21 protein-coding genes are annotated in these 24,682 nt (G+C 40.4%); 6 read left to right on the forward strand and 15 right to left on the reverse strand.

Annotated elements, in window-relative coordinates; translation table 11 throughout:
• Window positions 1-48: 48 nt before the first annotated feature.
• Together BIZ38_RS00520 and BIZ38_RS00525 are read right to left on the reverse strand one after the other, a co-directional pair.
• Window positions 49-426: a hypothetical protein gene (locus BIZ38_RS00520; RefSeq protein WP_187489272.1), complete on the reverse strand. Its 378-nt coding sequence runs from the start codon at window positions 424-426 to the stop codon at window positions 49-51.
• 193 nt (window positions 427-619) lie between these two features.
• Window positions 620-1,666 carry an NAD(P)-dependent alcohol dehydrogenase gene (locus tag BIZ38_RS00525; protein WP_054551433.1) on the reverse strand — a complete coding sequence of 349 codons (1,047 nt, stop codon included), beginning with the start codon at window positions 1,664-1,666 and terminating at the stop codon, window positions 620-622.
• 209 nt (window positions 1,667-1,875) lie between these two features.
• Here BIZ38_RS00525 and BIZ38_RS00530 point away from each other — a divergent pair, with 209 nt between their 5' ends.
• The 3 genes from BIZ38_RS00530 to BIZ38_RS00540 all read left to right on the forward strand — a co-directional run bounded on the left by BIZ38_RS00530 (window position 1,876) and on the right by BIZ38_RS00540 (window position 5,734).
• Window positions 1,876-3,618, forward strand: coding sequence for an ABCB family ABC transporter ATP-binding protein/permease (locus BIZ38_RS00530; protein ID WP_187489343.1), 1,743 nt, complete (start codon window positions 1,876-1,878; stop codon window positions 3,616-3,618).
• 74 nt (window positions 3,619-3,692) lie between these two features.
• The gene (locus BIZ38_RS00535) at window positions 3,693-4,406 is read left to right on the forward strand and encodes a YebC/PmpR family DNA-binding transcriptional regulator (RefSeq protein ID WP_135924910.1); all 714 of its coding nucleotides are present in this window, start codon (window positions 3,693-3,695) and stop codon (window positions 4,404-4,406) included.
• 53 nt (window positions 4,407-4,459) lie between these two features.
• Window positions 4,460-5,734, forward strand: coding sequence for a protein kinase (locus BIZ38_RS00540; protein ID WP_187489273.1), 1,275 nt, complete (start codon window positions 4,460-4,462; stop codon window positions 5,732-5,734).
• A gap of 35 nt (window positions 5,735-5,769) precedes the next feature.
• Here the strand turns inward: BIZ38_RS00540 and BIZ38_RS00545 are convergent, their stop codons facing one another.
• On the reverse strand, window positions 5,770-6,891 hold the full coding sequence (locus tag BIZ38_RS00545) for a sterol desaturase family protein (RefSeq protein WP_062564589.1): 1,122 nt from the start codon (window positions 6,889-6,891) through the stop codon (window positions 5,770-5,772).
• A 412-nt stretch (window positions 6,892-7,303) separates the two neighbouring features.
• Here BIZ38_RS00545 and BIZ38_RS00550 point away from each other — a divergent pair, with 412 nt between their 5' ends.
• Window positions 7,304-7,813 carry a type VI secretion system amidase effector protein Tae4 gene (locus tag BIZ38_RS00550; RefSeq protein WP_138615879.1) on the forward strand — a complete coding sequence of 170 codons (510 nt, stop codon included), beginning with the start codon at window positions 7,304-7,306 and terminating at the stop codon, window positions 7,811-7,813.
• A gap of 336 nt (window positions 7,814-8,149) precedes the next feature.
• Here BIZ38_RS00550 and gap read toward each other — a convergent pair whose 3' ends face one another.
• The 5 genes from gap to glk all read right to left on the reverse strand — a co-directional run bounded on the left by gap (window position 8,150) and on the right by glk (window position 14,144).
• Window positions 8,150-9,154 carry a type I glyceraldehyde-3-phosphate dehydrogenase gene (gene gap, locus BIZ38_RS00555; protein ID WP_054551438.1) on the reverse strand — a complete coding sequence of 335 codons (1,005 nt, stop codon included), beginning with the start codon at window positions 9,152-9,154 and terminating at the stop codon, window positions 8,150-8,152.
• A gap of 18 nt (window positions 9,155-9,172) precedes the next feature.
• Window positions 9,173-9,793, reverse strand: coding sequence for a bifunctional 4-hydroxy-2-oxoglutarate aldolase/2-dehydro-3-deoxy-phosphogluconate aldolase (locus BIZ38_RS00560; protein ID WP_054551439.1), 621 nt, complete (start codon window positions 9,791-9,793; stop codon window positions 9,173-9,175).
• Window positions 9,794-9,827: 34 nt separating this feature from the next.
• A complete protein-coding gene (gene edd / locus BIZ38_RS00565; RefSeq protein ID WP_138600580.1) occupies window positions 9,828-11,678 on the reverse strand; it encodes a phosphogluconate dehydratase in 1,851 nt (616 codons plus the stop codon).
• 431 nt (window positions 11,679-12,109) lie between these two features.
• Complete coding sequence (locus tag BIZ38_RS00570; protein ID WP_054551441.1) at window positions 12,110-13,123, reverse strand: LacI family DNA-binding transcriptional regulator; 1,014 nt, start codon at window positions 13,121-13,123, stop codon at window positions 12,110-12,112.
• A gap of 22 nt (window positions 13,124-13,145) precedes the next feature.
• Window positions 13,146-14,144: a glucokinase gene (gene glk / locus BIZ38_RS00575; protein ID WP_138615881.1), complete on the reverse strand. Its 999-nt coding sequence runs from the start codon at window positions 14,142-14,144 to the stop codon at window positions 13,146-13,148.
• Between the two features lie 415 nt (window positions 14,145-14,559).
• Between glk and BIZ38_RS00580 the strand changes: the two genes are divergently transcribed.
• On the forward strand, window positions 14,560-15,579 hold the full coding sequence (locus tag BIZ38_RS00580; RefSeq protein ID WP_054551443.1) for a LacI family DNA-binding transcriptional regulator: 1,020 nt from the start codon (window positions 14,560-14,562) through the stop codon (window positions 15,577-15,579).
• A gap of 193 nt (window positions 15,580-15,772) precedes the next feature.
• On the forward strand, window positions 15,773-17,959 hold the full coding sequence (locus BIZ38_RS00585; RefSeq protein ID WP_187489274.1) for an OsmC domain/YcaO domain-containing protein: 2,187 nt from the start codon (window positions 15,773-15,775) through the stop codon (window positions 17,957-17,959).
• Window positions 17,960-18,025: 66 nt separating this feature from the next.
• On the opposite strand, the gene BIZ38_RS00590 is transcribed toward BIZ38_RS00585, so the two are convergent.
• The 7 genes from BIZ38_RS00590 to BIZ38_RS00615 all read right to left on the reverse strand — a co-directional run bounded on the left by BIZ38_RS00590 (window position 18,026) and on the right by BIZ38_RS00615 (window position 24,675).
• Window positions 18,026-18,946 carry a hypothetical protein gene (locus tag BIZ38_RS00590; protein ID WP_138615885.1) on the reverse strand — a complete coding sequence of 307 codons (921 nt, stop codon included), beginning with the start codon at window positions 18,944-18,946 and terminating at the stop codon, window positions 18,026-18,028.
• Window positions 18,947-19,047: 101 nt separating this feature from the next.
• A complete protein-coding gene (locus tag BIZ38_RS00595; RefSeq protein WP_187489275.1) occupies window positions 19,048-19,629 on the reverse strand; it encodes a DUF1287 domain-containing protein in 582 nt (193 codons plus the stop codon).
• A gap of 71 nt (window positions 19,630-19,700) precedes the next feature.
• The gene (locus tag BIZ38_RS00600) at window positions 19,701-20,138 is read right to left on the reverse strand and encodes a hypothetical protein (protein WP_222937979.1); all 438 of its coding nucleotides are present in this window, start codon (window positions 20,136-20,138) and stop codon (window positions 19,701-19,703) included.
• Window positions 20,139-20,233: 95 nt separating this feature from the next.
• Window positions 20,234-21,127: a sialate O-acetylesterase gene (locus BIZ38_RS00605; RefSeq protein WP_187489276.1), complete on the reverse strand. Its 894-nt coding sequence runs from the start codon at window positions 21,125-21,127 to the stop codon at window positions 20,234-20,236.
• Between the two features lie 149 nt (window positions 21,128-21,276).
• Complete coding sequence (locus tag BIZ38_RS21735) at window positions 21,277-21,450, reverse strand: hypothetical protein (RefSeq protein ID WP_262387534.1); 174 nt, start codon at window positions 21,448-21,450, stop codon at window positions 21,277-21,279.
• Window positions 21,451-21,468: 18 nt separating this feature from the next.
• Window positions 21,469-22,215 (reverse strand): alpha/beta hydrolase, encoded by a 747-nt coding sequence (locus BIZ38_RS00610; protein ID WP_262387535.1) that lies wholly within the window; start codon window positions 22,213-22,215, stop codon window positions 21,469-21,471.
• Window positions 22,216-22,275: 60 nt separating this feature from the next.
• A complete protein-coding gene (locus BIZ38_RS00615; RefSeq protein ID WP_187489277.1) occupies window positions 22,276-24,675 on the reverse strand; it encodes a glucan 1,4-alpha-glucosidase in 2,400 nt (799 codons plus the stop codon).
• Between the last annotated feature and the right edge of the window lie 7 nt (window positions 24,676-24,682).

A 24,682-nucleotide genomic window follows, 5' to 3' on the forward strand; every position in this document is an offset into this window, starting at 1 on the left:
CCGGTAAAAATTTAATTCCAAAAAATAAAAAGTAACGAAGGAAGTCGTTTAGCTATGGTAGGTCGTATTGGCTTTGTACAAGAGATTAGCGTCTTTCCAGCTACTAATGCGGGATTTACGTTGAGTGGCTAATGCAAACCATGGGATCACACGCACAGCACCTGGCGGCGCTAAAAAGTGCTCTTTCCCCCAATCTTCAGCAAAGAATTCAATTAATAGTTCGTAATCAGGATCAACCTGACTATGATAAAGAAATAATGATGAATTACTGGCAGTTAAACGCGGCATAAGGGTATCAAACCCCGATGGTTCATCCGGTTTAGGATGCTCAGCTGTATGAGTTTGGGAAATAACTGGTGTTTTAGTCAGCTCGACTTGGAACAATTTAGTTGCAGAAAAGTGTGACTGAGTGTCAGGCATAGCCATGCTCTGTGCACTAAAGAACACAGTAAAGAGCAAGATAATGACTGAGAAAAACCGTAACAAGAACTGACCAATAAATTAAGCGGATGACAGGGATATAATGAGGGTAAAAAAATAAAACACAAGGTATTACTTAAATAAAAGTGACTAAAACAAAAAGCGGGCCTAATTAGGCCCGCTTAGTTATTTAACTTTGTTAAACTTCTAATGATGACATGTCGATAACAAAGCGTGAGGCCATATCACCTTGCTTTAATTTATCGAATGCGTCGTTAATTTGGTCCATTTTGATCATTTCAACTTCTGGCAGAATATTATGTAACGCACAGAAATCGAGGATCTCTTGGGTTTGCGCTATACCGCCAATTAATGAGCCAGCAACACGGCGACGCCCCATTAATAACGGCACTGAGTTAGACTCAGCAAGCTCACCTACTTGACCAACCAATACTTGCGTACCATCAATATCTAAAAGCGGAATATACGGCGTAAAGTCGTGTTTTACCGGAATGGTATTAATGATCACATCAAATTGATTAGCATGCGCTTGCATGGCATCTTCATCGCTCGATACCAATAAATCTTTTGCGCCATAAGATAAAACCTGCTGTTTTTTCTTATCACTGCGGCTAATAGCTGTAACATTTGCGCCCATTGCAGCTGCGATTTTAATTGCCATGTGGCCTAAACCACCTAAACCAATCACACCAACACGGCTACCAGGGCCGACATTCCACGTACGTAATGGCGAATACGTTGTGATACCCGCACATAGAATTGGCGCACACTTAGCAAGGTCTAAGCCTTCTGGCACACTCAATACAAACTCTTCACGCACCACAATGTGTTTTGAATAACCACCTTGAGTGAGTTCACCACTAATACGGTCTTGTCCTGAGTAGGTCCCTACCATCCCTTCGCGACAAAACTGCTCTTCACCGTGATGACACTGGTCACAGCTTAAACAGCTATCAACCATACAACCCACAGCAACATTATCGCCCACTTTGTATTTAGTAACGCCGCTACCTACTTCAAGAACACGACCAACGATTTCATGGCCTGGTACCACTGGGTACTGAGTCCAGCCCCAGTCGTTTTCTGCCGTGTGTAAGTCAGAATGGCACACGCCACAATACAGAATTTCAATTGATACATCTTCATCACGAAGTGCACGGCGTTCAAAATGATACGGCTCTAATGGTTTTTCAGAATCATGTGCTGCATAACCGACAGTTTTCATGCTTACTCCTTAATTTTCTTCGTGTTTAACTCATGCATTTAACTAATTTGCTAATGCGCTGGTGTATACTGCACTCAGTATAGAGGTAATTTAGCAAAGTACACTTGCCTAAAACACGAAAGCTTTTGCCTATTTTTATCAAATTGATTCAAGAGAGCCCAATGCGTGGAATGAGCCGCAAAGAACAGGTAACGAGATCGCCTGATGCAATGAACCTTTCACAAAGCATCAAAACACTTTGGCCCTATTTAATGACCTTTAAAGGCCGCGTTATTTTAGCCGTCTTAGCGCTTATTGCTGCAAAAGGCGCCACATTGCTGATGCCTTGGGCACTAAAAGAAATAATTGACGCGGTTGATGCGAGTATCAACCCGCTATTAAGTGTTCCTATTGCCTTGCTGATCGCCTATGGTTTACTGCGCTTTGCCAGTGTATTTTTTGGTGAAGTACGCGATGCATTATTTGGCCGTGTTACAGAGCACGCTATGCGCCATATTGGCCTAAAAGTTTTTAAACACTTGCATAGTTTAGAGCTTGCTTTTCACCTGGATAGGCAAACAGGTGGTATCAGTCGCGATATAGAGCGTGGTACAAGTGGCCTCAGCTTTTTAATGCGCTTTTTGATGTTTAACATCGTGCCAACCCTATTTGAAATAATCACTGTAGCGATTATTTTTGCGACCTTGTTTTCACCGTGGTTTGCACTGGTCACATTAATTGCCGTCACTACTTACATTGCTTTTACTGTGATAGTAACTCAGTGGCGTAACCGATTTATTCGTGAAGCAAATGCTGCCGATAACAACTCAAACACCCGTGCAATCGACAGCTTACTAAATTACGAAACCGTTAAGTACTTCAACAATGAACAGTATGAAGCGAGCACCTACGACGGCTTTTTAGCTAAATGGGAGCAAGCGAGGCTTAAAAATCGTTTATCGTTACTGGCACTTAATTCAGGGCAAGCACTTATCATCGCCGCGGCTATAACAGCGCTAATGTGGCTCGGTGCCAGCTCAGTGGTCAATAAAGAGCTGACAATAGGTGAGCTTGTGATGATCAATGCTTATATGATCCAGTTATTTTTACCACTTAACTTTTTAGGTTTTGTTTATCGTGAGATACGCCGTGCGCTGACCGACCTTGAAAAAATGCTGGGGCTGTTAAATCGCAAAGCCGCCATTTGTGATGTCAAAGATGCAAAACCATTAAAAGCAACTAAAGCAGCTATTCGATTTGAAAATGTGTCGTTTAGTTACGACAAACAAAGGCCAATTTTAAATAACTTAAGCTTTGAGGTTACTTCTGGCAGCAAAGTGGCGATTGTGGGTGCCAGTGGCGCAGGTAAAAGCACTCTAAGCCGCCTGCTCTACCGTTTTTATGATGTGGATGCGGGTAAAATTTATATCGATGAGCAAGCAATCAACACAGTGACACTTGAAAGTTTGCGCCAAGCTATTGCCATCGTACCGCAAGATACCGTGCTATTTAACACCAGCATTCGCGAAAACATCGCTTACGGAAATCCAACGGCAAGCGAAGATGAAATTGATAAAGCCATAAGCCTTGCCCATTTAGATGGATTTATTGCCAGCCTAGATAAAGGCGATAAAACCCTTGTTGGTGAGCGCGGTTTAAAAGTGTCGGGCGGTGAAAAGCAGCGCATTGCAATTGCTAGAGCCATTTTAAAAGGTTCACCCATTTTATTATTTGATGAGGCAACATCGGCGCTAGATTCGCATTCAGAGCAAGCCATTCTCAGCGCGATGCGTGAAGTCGCACAAAGTCATACCAGCTTGGTTATTGCACATCGTTTATCAACAATTACTGACGCAGACAAAATTATTGTTATGAAACAAGGACAGGTTGTTGAGCAAGGTCAGCACCATCAACTGCTTGCAGCGAATGGTGAATACGCACGAATGTGGCAGTTACAGCAAAGCGAAGAATAAACACTGTTAACTAGTAGGTTAAATGATTAGAATAACCGCTTTATTTTTATCTATAACAAAAAGGCAACACGCAGATGGGCAGAGCTTATCAAAACAAAAAAGACTCAATGGCAAAAACTGCGGGTGCAAAAACCAAAGTTTATTCAAAGTACGGAAAAGAAATTTATATCTGCGCTAAGAATGGTGGTGTTGATCCCGATGGCAACTTAGCGCTTCGTCGCTTAATTGAGCGTGCAAAGAAAGACCAAGTACCTACGCATGTAATTGAGCGTGCAATCGATAAAGCCAAAGGCGGTGGCGGCGAAGATTATGTAGCAACTCGCTATGAAGGTTACGGCCCGGGTAACTGTATGATCATTGTTGACTGTTTAACCGACAACAACAAACGTACATTCGCTGACGTACGTGTTTGTTTTACTAAAGCAAATGCAAAAATTGGCGCGCAAAACTCAGTATCACACTTATTTGATCACCTCGCTATTTTTGTCTTTGATGGTGATGATGACGAAGCTGTTTTAGAAGCGCTAATGATGGCTGATGTAGATGTAACGGATGTAGAAGTTGAAGACGGTAAAGTGACGGTATTCGCGCCACACACTGAATACAACAACACCCGTACAGCACTTGAAGAAATGGGAGTTACTGATTTCCACGAAGATCTAATTGCTTTTGTGCCGCAAGTAGAAGCACCCATTGAAGGTGAAGACGTTGAAGTCATGGAACGCTTTTTAGCCATGCTAGAAGACTGTGACGACGTACAAAACGTTTACCATAACGCACAGTTTTAATTAAAAAGGCCAACCAAGTTGGCCTTTTACCTTTTAGCCCAAAGGAATCAACATTGAATACCCTCGAAGAGTTAAAAGCCGGTTCTCTACAAGGTTGTACACGGCTTCAGCTTGTTGCAGAACTAACCGAATTCCCAAAAGAAATTTATACCCTAGCCGATACGTTAGAAATCCTCGATTTATCTAATAATCAACTAAGTGATTTACCTGACGATTTTTACAAATTAAAAAATCTCAAACGGCTGTTTTTATCATTTAATCAGTTTAAACATATTCCAGACGTGCTAAGAGAATGCCCAAACTTAATCATGGTGGCATTTAAAGGTAATCAAATTACTGAATTTAAAGCGCACTGTTTACCAACGAAGATTGAATGGCTGATCTTAACTGATAATCAAATTCCTGTTTTACCTGATACATTTGGTGAGTACAGCAAACTTAAAAAGCTCGCACTGGCAGGTAATCAGTTAACACATTTGCCAGCTTCAATGGCTAATTGTAAAGAGCTTGAGCTAATCCGTTTAAGTGCCAATAAACTTACAAAAGTTGAAGATTGGCTTTTAGCTTTACCGAAACTTGCTTGGCTTGCCTTCTCTGGGAACGATTTAAATCGCTCAACTAGCTTACACTGTGAGCAGTTTAGCAAAATAGCACTGAATGAAATCGATATTAAGAAGCAGATAGGCCAAGGCGCATCTGGGGTTATTCATTTGGCCAACTGGCATCAACGTCCTGTTGCCCTTAAGTTATTTAAAGGCGAGATCACCAGTGATGGCTATCCACTCGATGAGCTAAATTGTTGTTTAAAAGCAAGTGAGCATCCAAATCTCATTAAAGCATTGGGCTATGTCGATGAAGAGTCACAACTTGGTTTAGTGATGGAGCTTATCAGTAAAGAGTTTAGTAATCTTGGTTTGCCGCCCTCCCTTGCAACTTGTACCCGAGACACATTCGAAGACAACTGCCAGTATTCGCCAGAAATGGTGCTAAAAATCGTCAAGCAAATGGCAAGTACCCTCGCCCATTTGCATCAAAAGCAAGTAAGCCATGGTGACATTTATGCCCATAACAGCATGATCAATTCACAGGGCGAGTTATTATTTGGTGACTTTGGTGCTGCAACTGACTTATCAATGCTGACGCCTGATCAACAGCAGCTATTAGAAGGCATTGAAGTGCGCGCCCTTGGTTATTTCATCAATGATTTACTGACCGTAGTGAGTGAACAAAACGACATTACTAAGATACTTTCTAACATAGCTCAAGAGTGCTTGGTACTCAACTCAGACAAACGCCCTCGCCTTTCTGAGCTAGTTTCGCGATTATGAGTATAGGTAATAAAAAATAAAGCCTCTATGAGGCTTTATTTTTGCTTTTTAAACGGGAACACCTGCTGCTTTAACATACCTTCGGGCATGTAATCGCCAACCACACCATATTTATCGGGCCACTCTGCTTGACCTTTCACAGCGGTGCCAAATAGATAATCTAAAAAAGAAAAATGCGCTGCATAGTTACGGTCAATGGCCGCTTTATCAGATGAATGATGCCAATGATGAAACTGAGGGGTAACCAGCAAATACTTTAACCATCCAAATTTTACCCGAACATTAGCGTGGTTAAACACAGCCTGAAAGCCAACAATAATGACATATAAGCTAATGACATCCGATGGAAAGCCGAGCACAAAAATTGGCGTAAGCACTAAGCTGCGCGTCACGAGTATTTCTAAAATATGTTGACGAGAGCCAGCAAGCCAATCCATCTCTTTTGCACTGTGATGCACGGCATGAAAACGCCAAAGCAGGGGCACTTCGTGATAAGCCCTATGCACAAAGTACTGCATTAAATCAGCAACTAAAATGATTAAAAATAATTGGAGTAAAAATGGCAGTTGAATAATAAAGCCTTGCACTGTATCAGACACAGCCCAGCCAAAAGCATGATGCACGAACTGATTGGTTGCCAGCAACACAAAACCAATAATTAAGTGATTAACAAAGAAATGATTTAAATCACCCTGCCACTCAGAGCGGAGAATTTTTTGTTCTTTACGGTGCGGCAGTAGCTTCTCAATTAGAATAAAAATCAGTGTGGAGCCAAGTAAGTCAAGAATGAACCAATCCAGCCCCAAGTACGGCGTGTTATCTTTAAAGTCGCCCACTTCAACATTCGGACCGCCAAATGCAATTGCCACAACTATAAATACCCAAGCCGTTGCACCCAGCCGTTTATTAGTATTACGAACAAAATTCAAAAGCCCTAAACTGCCCGAAATAATTAATGCCACAAACATTAGCTGACGTAAAAACTCAACACTGTAGTTTTGCCTGAGCTCTGGGGTCGTTAAGTACTCTGGAAAATGAAAAGCTAATACCCCTAAACAGGATAACACCGCTAAGAAACAAGCAATATAACCGCTAATATTCCCTTCACCCACTTGAAACTGCTCAGCTCTAAATAGCCGATGATAAAGACGTGTCATGATATAAAAATCCATTTATCAATTTTTTGCAGCATAACACAGAAGAATTTAGGAACAAATATTGTAAAGTAAGACATTATAAAACAGCGTGAGTGTTTGCTAGCAAGTATCGATAGAATCAAATGTAAGTAGCCAACTAAAATACAAACGAATCCTCATTGACTTAAAATGAGGAACAAACTAACCTGCACAAGTAAATTATTTTTAAAGGAATAAAAATGTCTACTTTCTTAAAAGATAACCTATCTTGCGATTTACCAAACAATTCGGCTGATTAACTTAGAGTTTTAGCAGCAATTATTGAAGTACCATACTCGATAGTAATTAATTACAAAAAATGAACTTTAGTCGATTTTGTTCAAACCTTTGAAGATACTTACAATCAAGACCATCTCTATTATAAGGATATAAAATGTTACAATTTAATGATTTATGGGAAAACTTTCCTGAAAAAGAACTGATCAGAGCAAGATGTCAAAATAAGCAAACTAATAGCTCTTCCCCATTTGGAAACTATTGCGCTATTAACTTAAGTGACGCATTAATTAAATCTGGCGTATCAACTGCAGGAGCTAAAGTTAAGAAATGCTGGGGACACGCGGGCATGAAACATATTCTTTTAGCAGAAGAAATGGCCAGTTGGCTTAAAACTTCAAACTTTAGTTGGTTAGGTGATCTACAAAAAATTAATCCAAAAACTTTCCAAGATGACCTAGATGGTAAAACTGGAATTATATTTTTTAAAGATTATTGGCAACGAGGCAGTGAGTCTGTTACTAACCGTAGTGGAGACCACATCGATCTTTGGAATGAAGATCAAATTACTAGTGGTGGTATGCTGACAAGATCAATATATGAATTCTTTGGTGTAGTATCAGATCTTAACAACAGCAAAGATATTTGGTTTTGGGAGATTAAATAACTATGTCAAAGGCTAAGTCATATATTTTGAATATAAGTCTTATTTTAGTTAGCGCATTCGCGAATTTCATGTTGTTTTTAGAAGCTTATAAGAAACTCTCTATTCCATTTATGAATGAAGAACAAAGAGTAGAAAATGCTCCTTTGCTTTTTATTTATGTACTTCCTTCATTTATATTTCTTTCAGTTATAGTTTTTTTCCTATATAAAAAGTTACTCAAAAATCAGAAAAATAACGCATAAAAATGAAGCTGACATTTAAGGCGTATTTTTTAAAACCAAAAAAGCCACGATAAACGTGGCTTTGTTGGATAAAGCTTAAACTTTTACTGTTCTATTATAAGAACTGACCTAGCGCTTTAACTTGGTCTAACATGCGGTTTGAGAAACCCCACTCGTTATCGTACCAAGCCATCACTTTAACAAGCTTACCATCTACTTTAGTTTGGGTAGAATCGAAGATTGAAGACGCTGGGTTGTGGTTAAAGTCGATAGAAACAAGTGGTAGTTCGTTGTATTCAAGAATACCTTGCATTGCACCTTCTGATGCAGCTTTAACTACTTCGTTGATTTCTGCTGCAGTTGTTTCGCGCTTAGCAACAAACGTTAAGTCTACTAAAGAAACGTTGATTGTTGGTACACGTACTGCCATGCCGTCAAGTTTACCCGCAAGTTCAGGAAGTACTAAACCAACTGCTTTAGCTGCACCTGTTTTCGTTGGGATCATTGACTGAGTTGCGCTACGTGCACGGTATAAGTCTGGGTGATAAACGTCAGATAAGTTTTGATCGTTTGTGTAAGCATGAATTGTTGTCATGCTACCTTGCTCGATACCGACTGTGTCGTTGATTGCTTTTGCAATCGGTGCTAAACAGTTTGTTGTACAAGATGCATTTGAAATGATGTTGCTGTCAGCGTTTAATACTTCGCTGTTAACACCGTGAACAACTGTTGCATCCATGTCAGTACCAGGTGCAGAAACAATAACTTTTTTAGCACCCGCTTCAATGTGTTTAGCCGCTGCGTCACGTGAAGTGAATAAACCAGTACATTCTAAAACGATATCTACGTTTAGTGCTTTCCAAGGTAAGTTTGCAGGATCACGCTCTTGCGTAAGGGTAATTTCGTCATTACCAATTAGCATAGTGTTTTCAGCAAGTGTTACTTTTTGAGAAAATTGACCGTGTACTGAGTCAAATTGAGTTAAATGCGCGTTAACATTTGCTGGTGCTAAATCGTTGATTGCAACGATTTTGATTTCGTTGTTTTGAGCTGACTCATAAAGGGCACGTAATACGTTACGACCGATACGTCCATAGCCATTAATTGCAACATTAATCATTCTAATATCTCCCGTTAATTATTTTACTTCACTTGCTTGGCGAGCAAGCGCTTCAATGGCTTGCCAGTCTTTGTTTTCAATAAGTTGTTTATCTAACATCCAAGTACCACCTACACAGATTACATTTTTAAGTGCCAGGTAATTAGGTGCTGTTTCAAGGCTAATACCGCCTGTAGGGCAAAATGTTACTTGTGGTAAAGGACCACCAATTGATTTCAGCATTGCTGTGCCACCCGCTGCTTCTGCAGGGAAGAACTTTAAGAACTTAAAGCCATGGCTTGCTAATTTCATTACTTCACTTGGTGTTGCTGCACCTGGTAAAAATGGAATATCAGTGTCTTTAGCCAGTGCTAATAATTCGTCGTTTACACCTGGGCTAACCATGAAGTCAGCACCGGCTTCAACAGATGCATTAAATGTCGCTTTATCAACCACGGTACCTGTGCCAACGTATGCTTCTGGTACGGCTTCTTTCATTAGCTTTACAGCTTCTGCCGCAATCGGCGTACGTAAAGTAATTTCTAGTGCTTTTAAGCCACCGTTATAAAGCGCACGTGCAAGTGGTGCTGCATCTTCAAGTTTTTCGATAACAACAACCGGTACCACAGGTGCCGATGATAAAATTTTCTCAATGCTCATTGTTTGTTCCTCATAGCCCAGTAACGGCGTATTATTATTCTAAACCAAAGGCACTTGCGCCAAGGTCTGCACTACTTACTATATTTCTGAAACCTGCGAATAACTCTCGGCCTGTACCATATGTTTGGCTTGGTTGGCTAAGTTGTAATTCACGTTTTGCTAATTCTTCATCGCTTACGTGTACTTTCAATACACCCGCTGGTGCATCAAGCGTCACTAAGTCACCTTCGTGAATTTTTGCGATTACACCACCTTCAACCGCTTCTGGTGCTAAGTGGATTGCAGCAGGAACTTTACCTGATGCACCCGACATACGACCGTCTGTCACAATCGCCACTTTGTAGCCTTGGTCTTGTAGTGTTGCCATTACTGGCGTTAATTTGTGAAGCTCAGGCATGCCTTTCGCCTTCGGACCTTGCTCTTTAATTACAGCAATAAAGTCTGTATTTAACTCACCGCGGCTATACGCTTCTTGTAACTCACCTTGTGAGCTAAATACTTTAGCTGGTGCAGAAACAACTTGGTGAGATTCAGCCACTGCAGATACTTTGATAACGGCTTTGCCAAGGTTACCTGTAAGAAGCTGTAAACCACCCTGCTTGCTAAACGGGTTATCAATCGGACGTAATACTTCTTCATCATGTGACTTTTCAGGACACGCTACCCATTTAACTTTGCTTGGGCCTGTGCTGTTAGTCATGATCACTGATGAATCTTTATCTAGCATTGGCTCTGTGGTGTATGCTTCTAAGCCATCACCTACAATCGTTTTCACGTCGTTATGTAAGTAACCTTTGCTCAGTAGTTGCTTCATTAAAAAGCCCATACCGCCGGCTGCTTGGAAGTGGTTTACATCTGCTGAGCCGTTCGGGTAAATACGTGTAAGAAGTGGCACAACTTCTGATAAGTCAGCCATGTCTTTCCAAGTAAGGATTACACCCGCTGCTTTCGCGATTGCTACTAGGTGGATTGCGTGGTTTGTTGAGCCGCCTGTTGATAACAAGCCAACTAAACCATTAATAATTGTTTTTTCACTTACTACGTCTGCAAGGCTGTTAGCATCTTTTGTTTCGATTAACTGCTTTAACATGGTTTCGACAGCATGACCTGTTAAACCATCACGAAGTTCTGTGTAAGGGTTAATGAAAGAGCTACCTGGTAAATGTAGACCCATGATTTCCATTAACATTTGATTCGAGTTAGCGGTACCGTAGAAAGTACACGTACCCGCACTATGATACGATGCGCTTTCAGCTTCTAACAGCTCTTCGCGACTTACTAAGCCTTGTGCAAATTTTTGACGAACACGGGCTTTTTCTTTATTCGGGATACCCGATTGCATTGGACCTGCTGGTAAGAAATACGTTGGTAAATGACCAAATGATAAGGCACCTATTAGAAGTCCAGGGACAATCTTGTCACACACACCTAAACAGAAAACACCGTCGAACACGTCATGCGATAAAGAAACCGCTGTAGACATTGCAATCACATCACGTGAGAACAATGATAGTTCCATACCATCACGGCCTTGAGTAACACCGTCGCACATAGCTGGTACGCCGCCAGCAACTTGTGCTGTAGCATCGAACTTAGTGGCAAGGCTTTTGATGATTTCCGGATAATCTTTGTAAGGAACATGCGCAGAAAGCATGTCGTTATAAGCGTTGATGATAGCTAGGTTTGGTTGCTCGTCTGCTTTTAAGCGAGCTTTGTCATCGCTGCTACAAGCAGCCATAACGTGTGCAATATTACCACAGCCTAAACCTGCACGAACTCTTGTTTGTTTTTTTGCGTGCGCGATTCGCTCTAAATAAGCTTGGCGGGTCTCTTTACTCCGTTCGATAACGCGTTCGGTGACTTCTTGGATACGAGGATGCAACATATAAATTCGACTCATCTCTATAGTTAGAGGATAAAGGCTCAGTAACAATTACAGACTCCACGAAAATAATTGTACTGAGCAACTTTGATTTACCCGTTCAAAGGTACGCTGACAGGCTGTCTCTCACAACCAACCTGACACCGGTGTCACTGTATTAACTCATGACTGTGACACCGGTGTCAACCTTATCTGTTAAATTTAGTTTAATTTTTTTAAATGACCAAATAATGAACAATTTTATTTTAGTAGAATATGAGTAGAATTCATGTGGAACACCACTATCAAAGGCGTATAGACAAGACAAGCTTTGAGGTTGGTTTTAATTAAAAACAGTAACTTATAGTGTTTTCATGAAATTTTTTAGCCTGAAATAAAAAAGCCCGAGAACGCGTCACTCATTCTCGGGCTACTGTGAAAAAACAAGATGAAATTTATTTAATTGCTGCTGTCGACTCACGAGTAATGAGTTTTGCTTCAAGGGTTACTTGATAAGGCGACTCTTGTGGATCACCAATATGAGTGATCAATTGCTTAACTGCTTGCTGAGTCATTTCTTCCACTGGTTGTGCAATGGTCGTTAACCCTGGCCAAATATGACGTGCAATTGGTGCGTTATCAAACCCTGCAATAGAGATATCATCAGGCACTCTTAACTGCATTTGCGTAGCAAGCTTTAATACCGCCGCTGCCATGTAATCATTTGAAGCAAATACTGCTGTTGGGCGAGGGTTTAAATCTAAAATTGTACGGGCACTATCAACACCAGAGTGATAACTGAAGTTACCTTCTTCAACTAAGCGTTCATCAAACTCAATTCCATTTGAGGCAAGTGCTCTTCGATAACCTTTAAAACGCTGCTCTGTGGCACTGTGATCAGGGTGACCTTTAATGAAGGCGATTTCTTTATGACCCAGCTTAATAAGGTGCTCTGTTATTTCAAAAGCCCCTTGTTCGTCATTACTTCTTACCGAAATAGAGTCGTCTTCAAGTACCGCAGAGGCGACACGAGCATACGGGATCTTTTTCGACTTTAAAAAGCTTACAAGTTCAGGAAAATCTGAAAATGGTGGGGTCAGTACAATGCCGTCTAAACGAGAGGTTTGAATTAGTTGCTCAATGTTACTAATTAATTCATCACCGCGTAATTCGCAAGGATGGATCAATAAGTTGTAGTTAAGTTCATGGCACGCCGCTAAGGCACCAGTTTGCACCCGGGTAATATAGCTTTTACTCGGATTATCGTACAAGCAACCAATAATAAAACTACGGTTTTGTGCTAAACCCCTAGCGATTGGGTTTGGCGTGTAATCGAGCTCTTTAAATACTTTAAGTACTTTTTCGCGCGTTGCATCACTCACGTTTGGCTCATTATTAAGCACGCGAGATACTGTTTTTTTCGATACACCGGCATAGCTGGCGACACTGTTGATGGTTACTTTCTTCATCCGCTCTACATCCAACTGCTATTTACGCGTTACTTTTAACATGTATACACGCAGCAGCACCAATGAATGGAATGTTGTCTTGTGTTACAAGCGTAACAGGGATCTGTGAAGTATATTGCGACATAATGCCTTTGTCTGCAAAACGTTCAACAAATCGACTAGATAATAAACGTTGTTGCATACGAGGTAAAATACCACCACCAATAAATACGCCACCTAATGCGCCAAATGTCAGGGCTAAGTCCCCTGCTACACTACCAATCCAATCACAAAATTGATTGAGTGTTGCATCACAGACTTCGCATTGACCAGTGGTTGCAAGCTCGCTAATTTGTGCTGCATCTAAATTCTTGGCTTCAACGCCTTTTACCGCAGCCATAGCGCCATATAAATGAGCAATACCAGGGCCTGAGAACACAGTCTCCACAGAAACATGATTTAATTGCTTTTTAAGCTCAGTAATCAGCCTACGGTCTAAGTCTGTGACAGCTGCAAGGGTAATGTGCCCCGCTTCGCAGCTAAGAACAGCGCTGCCTTGTGATGTGCGAACTAAACACGCAGCACCAAAACCTGTACCTGGCCCCATAACTGCGATATTCGCATTTTCATCCGCCTGACCTGCTTTAACAGCCATATTTTGCGAATCATCTAAATAAGGTGCCGCATAAGCAAATGCTGCAAAGTCGTTGATTACTTCAAGTTGCTCAAATGAAAACTCAGCCTTTAAATCGGCAACGTTAAAGTGCCAGCCAAGGTTAGTTAAGTGAACTTGACCTGCTTTAATCGGGCCAGCTACTGCTAAACATGCACGGCTTGGCTTTGAAAACGAAATTTGACTAAAGTACTGGTTAATCGCACTTTCTAAAGAGCCAAAATCTGCACTTGGAAAAGTTAAATTGTGCTCGATAACAAACTGGTTAGTTTGTGCATTAAAGTCAGTGATTAAAGCGAAACGAGCGTTAGTGCCGCCGATATCGGCAACAAGAATAGGAACGAATTCTGTGGTTGTCTGTGTGTTCATGATGTTTTCTCTATTTGTCTAAGCTAGTTGCCGCTTATTTTTCTAGTTTTCAATGGCAAAGCCACCGTGTCTGCTAAACTTTGGGTCATTGCCTCAAAGAAGCTATCTTTTGTATTAAAAAAATGCTGCCCAAATGAATGGGCAGCCAAATACGTTTTGACAACAAAATGATAAAACAGTGACATTATGACACCGGTGTCAGATTTGGATCAATAAAAATTTTCATTATTTGTGCATGCATACGTATTTAATGAGAAAACCTGCGTATTAAGTATCGAAAAGGCATTTATAAACACATAAAAAATACCTAACTGTGTACAGAACAGCCACACTCTAGCTGCTTGTCACAAATAGCTTGAAAAAAATATTAAATAGCCGAAAATGGCAATTACTAGTTCTGTTATTTGGTAACCATATGAAAGGTAAGGCGACATCTTTTGACATTGCACATTATGCGGGTGTGTCGCAGTCAACCGTGTCTCGCGCGCTGCGAAATAGCCCTTTGGTCAACGAAGAAACCCGTCGACGTGTTCATGAGGTAGCCAAGCAGCTCAACTACAAAGTTGATAAAAATGCCAGTAACTTAAGAACACAGCAAAGTAGCACCCTCGCCCTGTTATTATTTGAAGATCCCACTTCGGATGAATCACAAATAAACCCTTTCTTTTTGGCGATGCTAGGTAGTATAACCAGAGCCTGTGCAAAAGAAGGCTACGACTTACTGGTATCGTTTCAGTCAAGCAGCTCTGATTGGCAAGCCGATTACGAAGACAGCCATCGTGCAGATGGCTTAATACTGCTTGGTTATGGTGATTACCTTGATTATCAACCTAAATTTAAAACCCTAATAGATCAGCACACTAAATTTGTCTGTTGGGGTGCCAGTGTAGATAACCGCCCAGATTTAACTGTGAGCTGTGATAACTACGGCGGTGGTAAATTAGCGGCTGAACATTTACTCGCAACAGGAAGAACCGATTGTGCATTTATCGGCGATGCTTCTGAGCATAGTCCAGAATTTTTTGCTCGCTACCAAGGCTTTAAAGATGCATTTCTAGCCAAGGGCGTTAATTTAAACGAACGTAAGATGGCAAATGCTATTTCAACAGAAGAATCAGGCTATCACGCGACTCGTTCACTCTTAGCAAATAACATTCGTTTTAACTCATTATTTGCTGCCAGTGACCTTATTGCGATTGGAGCTATTCGCGCATTGAAAGAAGCAAAAATAAAGGTTCCTGATGATGTGCACGTTGTTGGCTTTGATAATATTGCGGTTTCGAGCTTTGTAAACCCACCACTTACCACTGTTCAGCAAGACACCACCCTCGCCGGACAAATGTTGGTCGATAACCTGCTTAAACTTATTCGTGGTGAAGATGTCGAGAATACCCTTTTACCACCTCGGTTAATTATTCGTGGTTCAAGTGTTTAATTTTTAGCGATAACAGCTTTGTTATCGCTTACTCCCTCCCTAACCAGACACTTATTGCATTAAAATTAGTTTTTTTTCGATTTACCCAAGACTATTACTTCGAAAAAGCAGATAATTACACCTATTATGTTGAAAATGCTTATCTGGCTAACAATGCTTTAGATAACAACGCGCACAAAGGTGGAATTTTTTAATGGAAATTAAAGTTAATTTTCTCGACAACCTCAGACTTGAAGCCAAGTTTGATGATTTCTCTGTCATTGCAGACCAACCTATTCGCTATAAAGGTGATGGCACTGCACCAAGTCCATTCGATTACTTCTTAGCATCTTCTGCATTGTGTGCGGCTTACTTTATTAAAGTGTATTGTAATTCACGCGATATCCCGACAGATGGTATTCGTGTTGCGCAAAACAATATCGTTGACCCTGAAGACCGCTATAACCAAATTTTTCAAATTCAGGTTGAGTTACCAGAAAGCCTTTCTGAGAAAGATCGCACAGGTATTTTACGCTCTGTTGAGCGCTGTACAGTTAAACGTGTTATTCAAACTGGCCCTGAATTTAAGATCGATACTGTTGAAAGCATCGAAGCTGATGCGCAAGCAATGCTGATGGCAAAACCCGGTGATGACAGTAATACCTTTATTTTAGGTAAAGACTTACCGCTTGAAGAAACCATCGCAAATATGACGGCCATCCTTGAAGAGTTGGGGATGAAAATCGAGATTTCTTCTTGGCGTAATATTGTGCCAAATGTATGGTCACTTCATATTCGTGATGCAGCTTCGCCTATGTGTTTTACCAATGGTAAAGGTGCAACGAAAGAAAGCGCGCTATGCTCAGCTTTAGGCGAATTTATTGAGCGCTTAAACTGTAACTTCTTCTATAACGACCAGTTCTTAGGTGAAGACATTGCTAATAGCGAGTTTGTTCATTACCCAAATGAAAAGTGGTTTGCTCTGACTGACGATGACTCTCTACCTGAGGGCATTTTAGATGACTATACCCGCGAAATTTATAATCCAGACGGTGAGCTGTGTGGCTCACACCTAATAGATACCAACTCTGGTAATAAAGAACGTGGCATTTGTTCGATTCCTTATGTTCGCCACTCAGACGGTGAAACGGTTTATTTCCCTTCAAACCTAATTGAAAACTTATTCTTAAGTAATGGGATGAGTGCAGGTAACAATTTTGCTGAGGCAAAAGTACAATGTTTATCTGAAATTTTCGAGCGTGCCGTTAAACGTCAAATCATTGAGCAAGAAATAGTTTTACCAGACGTACCAGAGGACGTTTTAAATAAATACCCAGGTATTGTTGCGGGTATTAATGGCCTTGAAGAACAAGGTTTCCCTGTTGTAGTAAAAGATGCCTCGCTAGGTGGTCAGTTCCCTGTGATGTGCGTAACACTCATGAACCCTAAAACAGGCGGTGTATTTGCTTCTTTTGGCGCGCACCCAAGCTTTGAGGTTGCGTTAGAGCGCAGCTTAACTGAGTTATTACAAGGCAGAAGCTTTGAAGGCTTAAACGATGTACCTAAGCCAACGTTCAATAGTATGGCAGTTTCTGAGCCGGAAAACTTTGTAGAGCACTTTATTGATTCAACTGGCGTGATCTCATGGCGTTTCTTCAGCGCTAAACACGATTATGATTTTGTAGAGTGGGATTTCTCTGGTAGCAATGAGGAAGAAACTGAGAGCTTATTCGGTATATTAGAAAGTTTAGGTAAAGAAGCTTACATTGCTGAATTCTCAGATCTTGGTACTGCATGTCGCATTTTAGTGCCTGATTACTCAGAAGTGTATCCAGTGGAAGACTTGATTTGGGACAATACCAATAAAGCACTTAACTTCCGTGAAGATATCTTAAACCTGCATCGTTTATCAGAAGATCAACTTGCTGATTTAGTTGAGCGCTTAGAAGAAAGTGAACTAGATAACTACATTGATATCATCACCTTAATCGGCATTGAGTTTGATGAAAACACAGTATGGGGTCAGTTAACGATTCTTGAGCTGAAGCTACTTATTTATCTAGCACTTGGTGATTTAGAAGCAGCAATGGAGCTTGTTGAAGCATTCTTACAGTATAACGACAATACCATTGTTGAACGCGGCCTATTCTACCAAGCAATGCATGCAACGTTAGAAGTCGCACTCAGCGATGACCTAGAGATTGAAGATTACATTCATAGCTTCACCCGTATGTTTGGTCAAGAAACGATGGATGCAGTCGTTGGCTCAATTAACGGCGATGTAATGTTCTATGGTTTAACAGAAACCAGCATGAAGCTTGAGGGTTTAGACAGGCACCTTCGTTTAATCGAAAGTTACAAAAAGCTACACGCTGCCCGCGCTAAAAAAGCAGGGCTGTAACCAAGAAATATCAAAGCCGCACGTTTTCGTAACCTGCGGCTTTTCTGCTTTACTTAAAACCGTTACTTAACGAAAACGAACACCTGTAATATCGTATTCAGCAATAAAGCGGCCACCATAAGAATCTACAAACATAAACTCCATCTCTATTTTATCTCGTCGACCTTTGTGCTCAAGCAATTCAACAATAAAGTGTGTATTAGAATTAAGGTCATAGGAGCGACCTTTTGTTTCTCGGGTAATATTGAACTTTGTAGGGTTACCTATGCTATCAAAATACTCAAACAGCACGTTTAAACCGCGCGCATAAATTCCCGAGTCTCGCTGTGAGGAATTAGGTCTTTGCTGTGCCAACAACCATGTTTTGTCTTTTTGATTTACAGCCTTAATAAACTCACTTATTAATTGTTGGTGCTCAACAAGAGGTGGCAGCTTTATTTCTTTTAGTGACTCTGTGAGTTTATCGCCCGCTCCCTCGGTTCTTGCTATGTAATTCTCAAAACCGGCGTCTATCGACATATAATTTAAATAGTCCGCAAGGCCATCATTGTAAACCTGTTCAAATGTGCCATATTCTTCCGAGAGAATATTTTCAAGACGATTATATAAAGAAAAAGCATGCGCTGAGTCTAATTTCTTCAGCTCAGAAGTGTCTATTAATTGACCAAAAAGTAGTGCATTTAAGTCAATTACATTTGTTCTATCATCAAACGTAATAATTTCCTTGGCCCATTCTTTATCTGCTGTGGCAATATGCAAATAGTAACGTTGAAAAGGCGCACCATGCTCATCAGTGATGGTAATTTTATTTGTCGAAAAGTCATAAATTTTGGCATTTTTAGTAGGGCCAGTTCTAACACTTACCTTTAAGCCTTTTGACAGTTCGGTAAATTTATCTGACTTTTCAATCACAACTTCTTGAGAAGCAAAAATAGTCGTCGGAAGTAGCAACAAAATACTGGCAATGCATTTACTAACATTTTTCATATAAGTCCCTTTAAGTTAAAAATCAGACCAAACCCAATAAAGGTACATAAATACCTTAAATGTATACTAAAGTGGTAACTAATTGAAGCTTAGTGTGTATGTTAGGGTTTATATCGGTAATGCCCTGTAATTTTGTAAGTGAATAACATATCTTCCATTTTAGGACCCCAGCCTATGTTATGAACAATCAGAGGTCTTAATTTATCTTTCGATAGTTCATCTGTAACGATACCTATATGAGGCCTATTATTAGGTAGAACCCAAGTCACAATATCACCTGCTTGATAGTCAGCAGCTGTTTTACTAGTAACATGACTTTCACCATGTCTTTCAAAAAACACTTGTAGGTTAGGTACCCTGCGATGGTCAATATTGGTATCTGGTTTGGTTAAGCCCCAAATTCGTTTTGAAGGATACAAGATAAAGTTGTCGCGCATATCCTCATGTACAAGCGCTTGTAAATCAATTCCTAAAGCTCTGTAAGTACGAATAACCACGTCGGTACATACACCTATATTCTTAGGCACATCACCATTGGGATAGTCTATTTTTCGATAACTTCCGTTATAAACTACAAAGTGTTCAGTACGCTCTTTAGCAGCTTCAACAAGTTTAGATTGAAAGCTTTGTGCTTGAGAATTAAGAGCAAATAATAAAAGTAACATCCCGGCTGTTTTGATCATCTACAAACTCCATTTTAAAAATTATAAAAAACTCGAATAAGTTGCTCTCTGCCCATTCTCTTTATTAAGTATTAATACTGTTCAGTATTAGCGTATTCTGCTAAACGGCTTTCAACTTGTAAGCGCTCTTGCTCAGTGAGTTCGCTATAAAACTTGGGGTATGGCCAGCCATAACCCCAACGAAAGCTGGTAGGCAAAAAAGGTGTACCACCCACTCTGACACCAGCAAGCATCAATACTGCAATTTCTTGCTCACCTACTTTGGCAACACATTCTTTTAAATCTATATCAGCTTGCTCACGTTGCTTAAAGGTACCGCCTTGCCAATATGCAAGATCATGCGCTGTACAACAAGCCAACCATAAGTTTTTGTGTTCTATCGTTCCATCAGGAAAAGAGCTGCAACCATCTGTAGTGAAGGGTTTAAGTTCAGCTGCCTCAGCTTTAATTAAGCACACAGGTAAAGCAATGAGAATAAATATAACAAGAATAAAATTTTGCTTATTCATGGTAAATTCCATTTGAAATTTGGCCCTATTATAAACAAAAAACCGCCGAGGTTAATTCGGCGGTTTAATTATTTAATTAGATATTTAAAAGAAACTTACTTAGCTAATGTTTCGGCTGCTTTCTCTGCAAAAAGGTTACCTAGTTTTATATAGTAATTACTTTTATAGTGCCATTTATCTTCAATGAATTCGACAGGCTCATCAAAGGCAACTAAATGAGCATTAGCATCTGATTTAACGTACTTTTTCTGAGCATCCCATACACTCTCTATATATGGCATCATGCGTGTTTGAGGTGTTTTACCAGAGTCTTCGATTCTGCCAAGAATGATTGGTAACTCTCTATTGCCAAAAGTCATCTTCATATCATTCATCAGGCTTGTTAAATTAGCTAAATAAACCTTAGATGCTTGTTCATGATAGGCATCGGCCTCACCCTGCATCCAAATTATCCCTGCTGGGACTAAAGTATCTGCTACACCATCACCATCTATATCATTGTTCGCTAACGCAGCTCTTACGGTAGTTTGAAAGTTATCCCATTGGTTGATCTTGGTGTTGTCAGCATAGTTCTGCCCCCATGTACCAAAACCAGATGCCCCAAGCGCAATAGATGAGCCACCACGCGCATATTTGATAATGGCTATTTTCTTACCCGTTAGCTCAGATAAGCGTTTACCAAAACTCAATTCAGGGCCAAATCTATCAGATAAAATAATTGAATGCTCTGTCGATCTTGCCCCTGTTCCAAAACCAGGCATTAAATTAGTCCAAACACCTTTGCCACCATTTAATGCATCATCAGCAACAGGGTTACCAAAAAAGAATAAGGTATTTTCAACTGGCTTTTCATACTGTGCAGGTAAGTCTTTATTAAAGCCAAAACCTTCCATATTTGATTGGCCCCCCATAAAGTAAAGCAAATAGTCATCCGCTTTACTTTGCGTGCTTATTGCTAACAAACCACATAAGGCTAGTTTTTTTAACATTATTTTTCCTTTTACCAAAAGCAATGCCCAATAAATATTGGGTATGTAATTAAGTTTTTACTTCATAGTTATAGCTTCGTGCTATAAATACTTTTAATACAGGCATTTAGCCTAGAAGAAGCAGTTCGATTCTTTTAATCAATCAATTATTACAGTGCTTGCGCGTTTGTTCTGAACATAAACTCAAGTGGGATTTGCAATCGCTTAGCCCAATCAACTTCTGCATGCGTCGCACCTGGGAAATATTGACTCTGCCATAACGAAGCTGGATAACCGTGTTGCATAAATACATTATCAATTTGTTTTTGAAGATCAGGATACATGGAGTCTAATGTGCCATCTCAATAATCGAAGTAAACTTTTTGTGTTGTTAGTTTGCCAATATTGTCAGAAATATACTGCTTGAAAGCAGTAAATACTTGTTTGTCATAAGTAAAAACCCCAGGCCAATGCGTAGACATACAAATTGCGCCGGCAAACTCATTAGGATATTGAAGTAATGTATACCAAGAAATAAGCCCTCCCATGCTTGATCCTGCGATATACCGATGTTCAGAACCTTTATTTACTGAATAGTTATTCTCAATAAAGGGAATGACTTCTTCAACAACAAAGCGAGCATAGTTGTCTGAATAAACCTTAGAGTAAAACAGCTTTTGCCCTGGATACCTCTCTAACTCATATAAATTTGCTTGTTTTTGCTTTGCTAAACTTTCAAATACTTTTTGCGGAAAATACTCGCTATGACGATTTTCTACCGCATTTGGAATGCCAACAACAATAAATGGCTTAACTTTACCGCTTTGAATTAACTTCGCTGCAACTTCATCAACTTGCCATTCTTGTTTATTCCATGTTGTTTTGGCATCAAACAACATTCGACCATCATGCATATATAAAACATCATACTTACGTGTGTTGCTATAACCTGGTGGTAACCAGATATTTAAAAAACGGCTCTCAACATACTTTGAACTAAAGTTTTTCTTAACATCAAGATGCCCTTCTGACACCTCAGGGATTATCACATTTGCAAAAGTGACACCTGAAAATAGCATCAAGGTTAAACAAATAAATTTCTTAAACATAATGTCTACTCAAATTTAAACTAAAAAGCCGCAAATGAATTGCGGCTTATTAATAAGGTATTACTTGAGGGCTTTTTCAACCACTGGGTAATGATCCCATACATGTTTATCACTCACTGAACGGAGTAACTTGATATATTCTGCATGAGTCCAAGCAAGTGGTGTCGCTGAGTTTGTCCCCTCACCTAACTGATAGCCTGCTTTATTATTGCCAACACCATCCCAAACTTGCTCAGGTAGCATCATGCCTTCATTGGCAAATGCTTCCATACCTTTTACATAGGTGTCTTTAATCGCTTGTTGCATCATCGCATCAAGGCTATTAGTTGCGTTTGCCGCAGCGATTTCATAGTGACCACGTTCACCTGTGAAAAACGGCCATACACGACCACGTTGACCAGGGGTGTTGTTACCACCTTCGGCATAGTTGTTACCTGTCACTTCATCTTCACCGTAACCATCGTTACCATAGCGACGGTAACCAGGGAATGACCCTGAGCCATCAGCAAAATTAAAGGTGTAACGCACTTGCAGATTATCGACTAAGGTTTCGTCATCGTATTCTGGTAATGTTTTTACAATGCTTGGCGCAAGTGCATCACGAACACCATAACGTACAAGCTCTAAGAAACCACCATCAAGGATTTGCTTTTTATCAAAGCCTTCACGACCGTTATTGGCATTAAGCGTGGTTGATGAGTTTGGATCTTTGTCTTGACCAATACGAATGAAATATTCACCATCGCTATTTTCAGACTTAAGGTTACCTTGAGTCGTAAACATGGTGCTTTCAATTTCACTGTTGTAGGTTTTAGCCGTTGCTAGGTAACGCTCTGCATTTTTTGTGTCACCTGCTTTTTTAGCAATATCAGCAGCCGTGACTAAGCCTGCAACAACCGCTGCAGTTGTTGATGGAGAGAAACCATTTTGTTCTTCCCAACGCTCTTGTTGCGTTGCTGGCGGTGTGATTTGCGTGTCATTCCAAAGAATTTTCGCAAGGCCACCATCAACCAAGAAATCAGCCGCTGGCTTTAACATTTTGCCATACCAATCTGTGAGCTCTTGATCGCTAAGTACGCCTGCTTGATGTAGTTTCCACGCTAACATAATTGGCATTGCTGTTTGGTCAAGCTGAACACCTACCCACTCAAGCTCACCATCAACGTGCGTCTTTTGTAAAAACCAACCTGTGTCACCACCATTGCCTGGCGTGTTATCTGTTACTTGTACTTTTTCTAGATATTCAAATGCTGTTTTAGCGGTACGTGTATCACCCATGGCCATAAATGCCATTGCGACTTGATAGAAATCACGTACCCAAACCGCTTTATAACCGGTAGAACCTGTTTTAGCTGATACTGTTTCACCCCACGGGTTAGACAGTGACGCAATTAAAGCACCAGCATGGGTTTTATCTTCTTGTGCTTTCAACACCATGGCGCTGGTATAAAGCAATTTACCATTATCTGCGGTGCTGTTAGTTAATGTGCTCAAAGGTTCAAGGCTTGCTAAGTAGTCTTGCCAACCAATTGCAGCACCCTCACCGTTATATGCTGCAAGTACTTTTTGGTAACCTTGATTTAAACTTGCTTGACCTTCTTTTAAGCTTGCAGCTTCAGAGTTACCAAAACTTAACGCTAAATCAAAGGTGGTGTTTTTTGATACTTCACCAAGCTCTGCAAGTAAGCTTACATTACCCGACTTATCACCGGTATTTTGGTAGGTCGTTGAGAGTGATTGCGATGCTTTTAACTCTTTTAAGCCATCACTAACACCTGTAAAGCCAACGCTTGTTTGCTTAAATGGTTGAGCGGCTTGTAAAGATAAAAAGTTATCATCTTGCCAAGCAACTAGGCCCTTATCAGTCACTTTTGCGAAATCGTCTAAGCCGTTGTTATCGATGTAAGGATTCACATTAACGTAGGCTTTAACACCTTCAAGGTCGGTATTAAATACGCTACGAACAAACAAAGTTTGGCCGTTTGGATCTGTAAAGATATGTTTTTCTAAGGTGAAACGACCTTGCTTATCTTTACTTACCACTTTGTAAGCAAGCGATAATGGGCGACCTGCGTCGTCTTTGTATAAATAATCAATGCTCACATCGAGATCATCGTTCTCTGTAACGGTAAAGTCTTTACCGACTACAACAAACTGCATATCTTTGATTTGCGCTTGGTGAATTAAACCAAACATGGTTTCTGTGATCATGCCTTTCGCGATTGAAAACCAAACTTTTGATACTTTGCCAGTAGCAGCTGCGTCGCTATAGTGGCCGTCTTGGTATTGCTCGTAAGAGGTACCAATACCCGTTTTACCTGAGTATGCCCAAAAAGGCTCAACGCCCGGTGCGCCAGGCGCCGACACTTGCTCAGCGGCTGTATTAACTGATTGCTCTGAACTACAAGCTGTTAAACCTAACGCTAACAAGCTTGCTGTAATAAGATTAAATTTTTTCATTGTGTGT

The organism is Pseudoalteromonas sp. BZK2 (assembly GCF_014349195.1).
Taxonomy (GTDB): domain Bacteria; phylum Pseudomonadota; class Gammaproteobacteria; order Enterobacterales; family Alteromonadaceae; genus Pseudoalteromonas; species Pseudoalteromonas simplex.

What these genes read in the sequence shown, in the direction of transcription:
- BIZ38_RS00520 (WP_187489272.1), bottom strand. Translation starts at nt 426, where the DNA reads ATGGCTATGCCTGACACTCAGTCACACTTTTCTGCAACTAAATTGTTC.
- BIZ38_RS00525 (WP_054551433.1), bottom strand. Translation starts at nt 1,666, where the DNA reads ATGAAAACTGTCGGTTATGCAGCACATGATTCTGAAAAACCATTAGAG.
- BIZ38_RS00530 (WP_187489343.1), top strand. Translation starts at nt 1,876, where the DNA reads ATGAACCTTTCACAAAGCATCAAAACACTTTGGCCCTATTTAATGACC.
- BIZ38_RS00535 (WP_135924910.1), top strand. Translation starts at nt 3,693, where the DNA reads ATGGGCAGAGCTTATCAAAACAAAAAAGACTCAATGGCAAAAACTGCG.
- BIZ38_RS00545 (WP_062564589.1), bottom strand. Translation starts at nt 6,891, where the DNA reads ATGACACGTCTTTATCATCGGCTATTTAGAGCTGAGCAGTTTCAAGTG.
- BIZ38_RS00550 (WP_138615879.1), top strand. Translation starts at nt 7,304, where the DNA reads ATGTTACAATTTAATGATTTATGGGAAAACTTTCCTGAAAAAGAACTG.
- gap (WP_054551438.1), bottom strand. Translation starts at nt 9,154, where the DNA reads ATGATTAATGTTGCAATTAATGGCTATGGACGTATCGGTCGTAACGTA.
- BIZ38_RS00560 (WP_054551439.1), bottom strand. Translation starts at nt 9,793, where the DNA reads ATGAGCATTGAGAAAATTTTATCATCGGCACCTGTGGTACCGGTTGTT.
- edd (WP_138600580.1), bottom strand. Translation starts at nt 11,678, where the DNA reads ATGTTGCATCCTCGTATCCAAGAAGTCACCGAACGCGTTATCGAACGG.
- BIZ38_RS00570 (WP_054551441.1), bottom strand. Translation starts at nt 13,123, where the DNA reads ATGAAGAAAGTAACCATCAACAGTGTCGCCAGCTATGCCGGTGTATCG.
- glk (WP_138615881.1), bottom strand. Translation starts at nt 14,144, where the DNA reads ATGAACACACAGACAACCACAGAATTCGTTCCTATTCTTGTTGCCGAT.
- BIZ38_RS00580 (WP_054551443.1), top strand. Translation starts at nt 14,560, where the DNA reads ATGAAAGGTAAGGCGACATCTTTTGACATTGCACATTATGCGGGTGTG.
- BIZ38_RS00585 (WP_187489274.1), top strand. Translation starts at nt 15,773, where the DNA reads ATGGAAATTAAAGTTAATTTTCTCGACAACCTCAGACTTGAAGCCAAG.
- BIZ38_RS00590 (WP_138615885.1), bottom strand. Translation starts at nt 18,946, where the DNA reads ATGAAAAATGTTAGTAAATGCATTGCCAGTATTTTGTTGCTACTTCCG.
- BIZ38_RS00595 (WP_187489275.1), bottom strand. Translation starts at nt 19,629, where the DNA reads ATGATCAAAACAGCCGGGATGTTACTTTTATTATTTGCTCTTAATTCT.
- BIZ38_RS00600 (WP_222937979.1), bottom strand. Translation starts at nt 20,138, where the DNA reads ATGAATAAGCAAAATTTTATTCTTGTTATATTTATTCTCATTGCTTTA.
- BIZ38_RS00605 (WP_187489276.1), bottom strand. Translation starts at nt 21,127, where the DNA reads ATGTTAAAAAAACTAGCCTTATGTGGTTTGTTAGCAATAAGCACGCAA.
- BIZ38_RS21735 (WP_262387534.1), bottom strand. Translation starts at nt 21,450, where the DNA reads ATGTATCCTGATCTTCAAAAACAAATTGATAATGTATTTATGCAACAC.
- BIZ38_RS00610 (WP_262387535.1), bottom strand. Translation starts at nt 22,215, where the DNA reads ATGTTTAAGAAATTTATTTGTTTAACCTTGATGCTATTTTCAGGTGTC.
- BIZ38_RS00615 (WP_187489277.1), bottom strand. Translation starts at nt 24,675, where the DNA reads ATGAAAAAATTTAATCTTATTACAGCAAGCTTGTTAGCGTTAGGTTTA.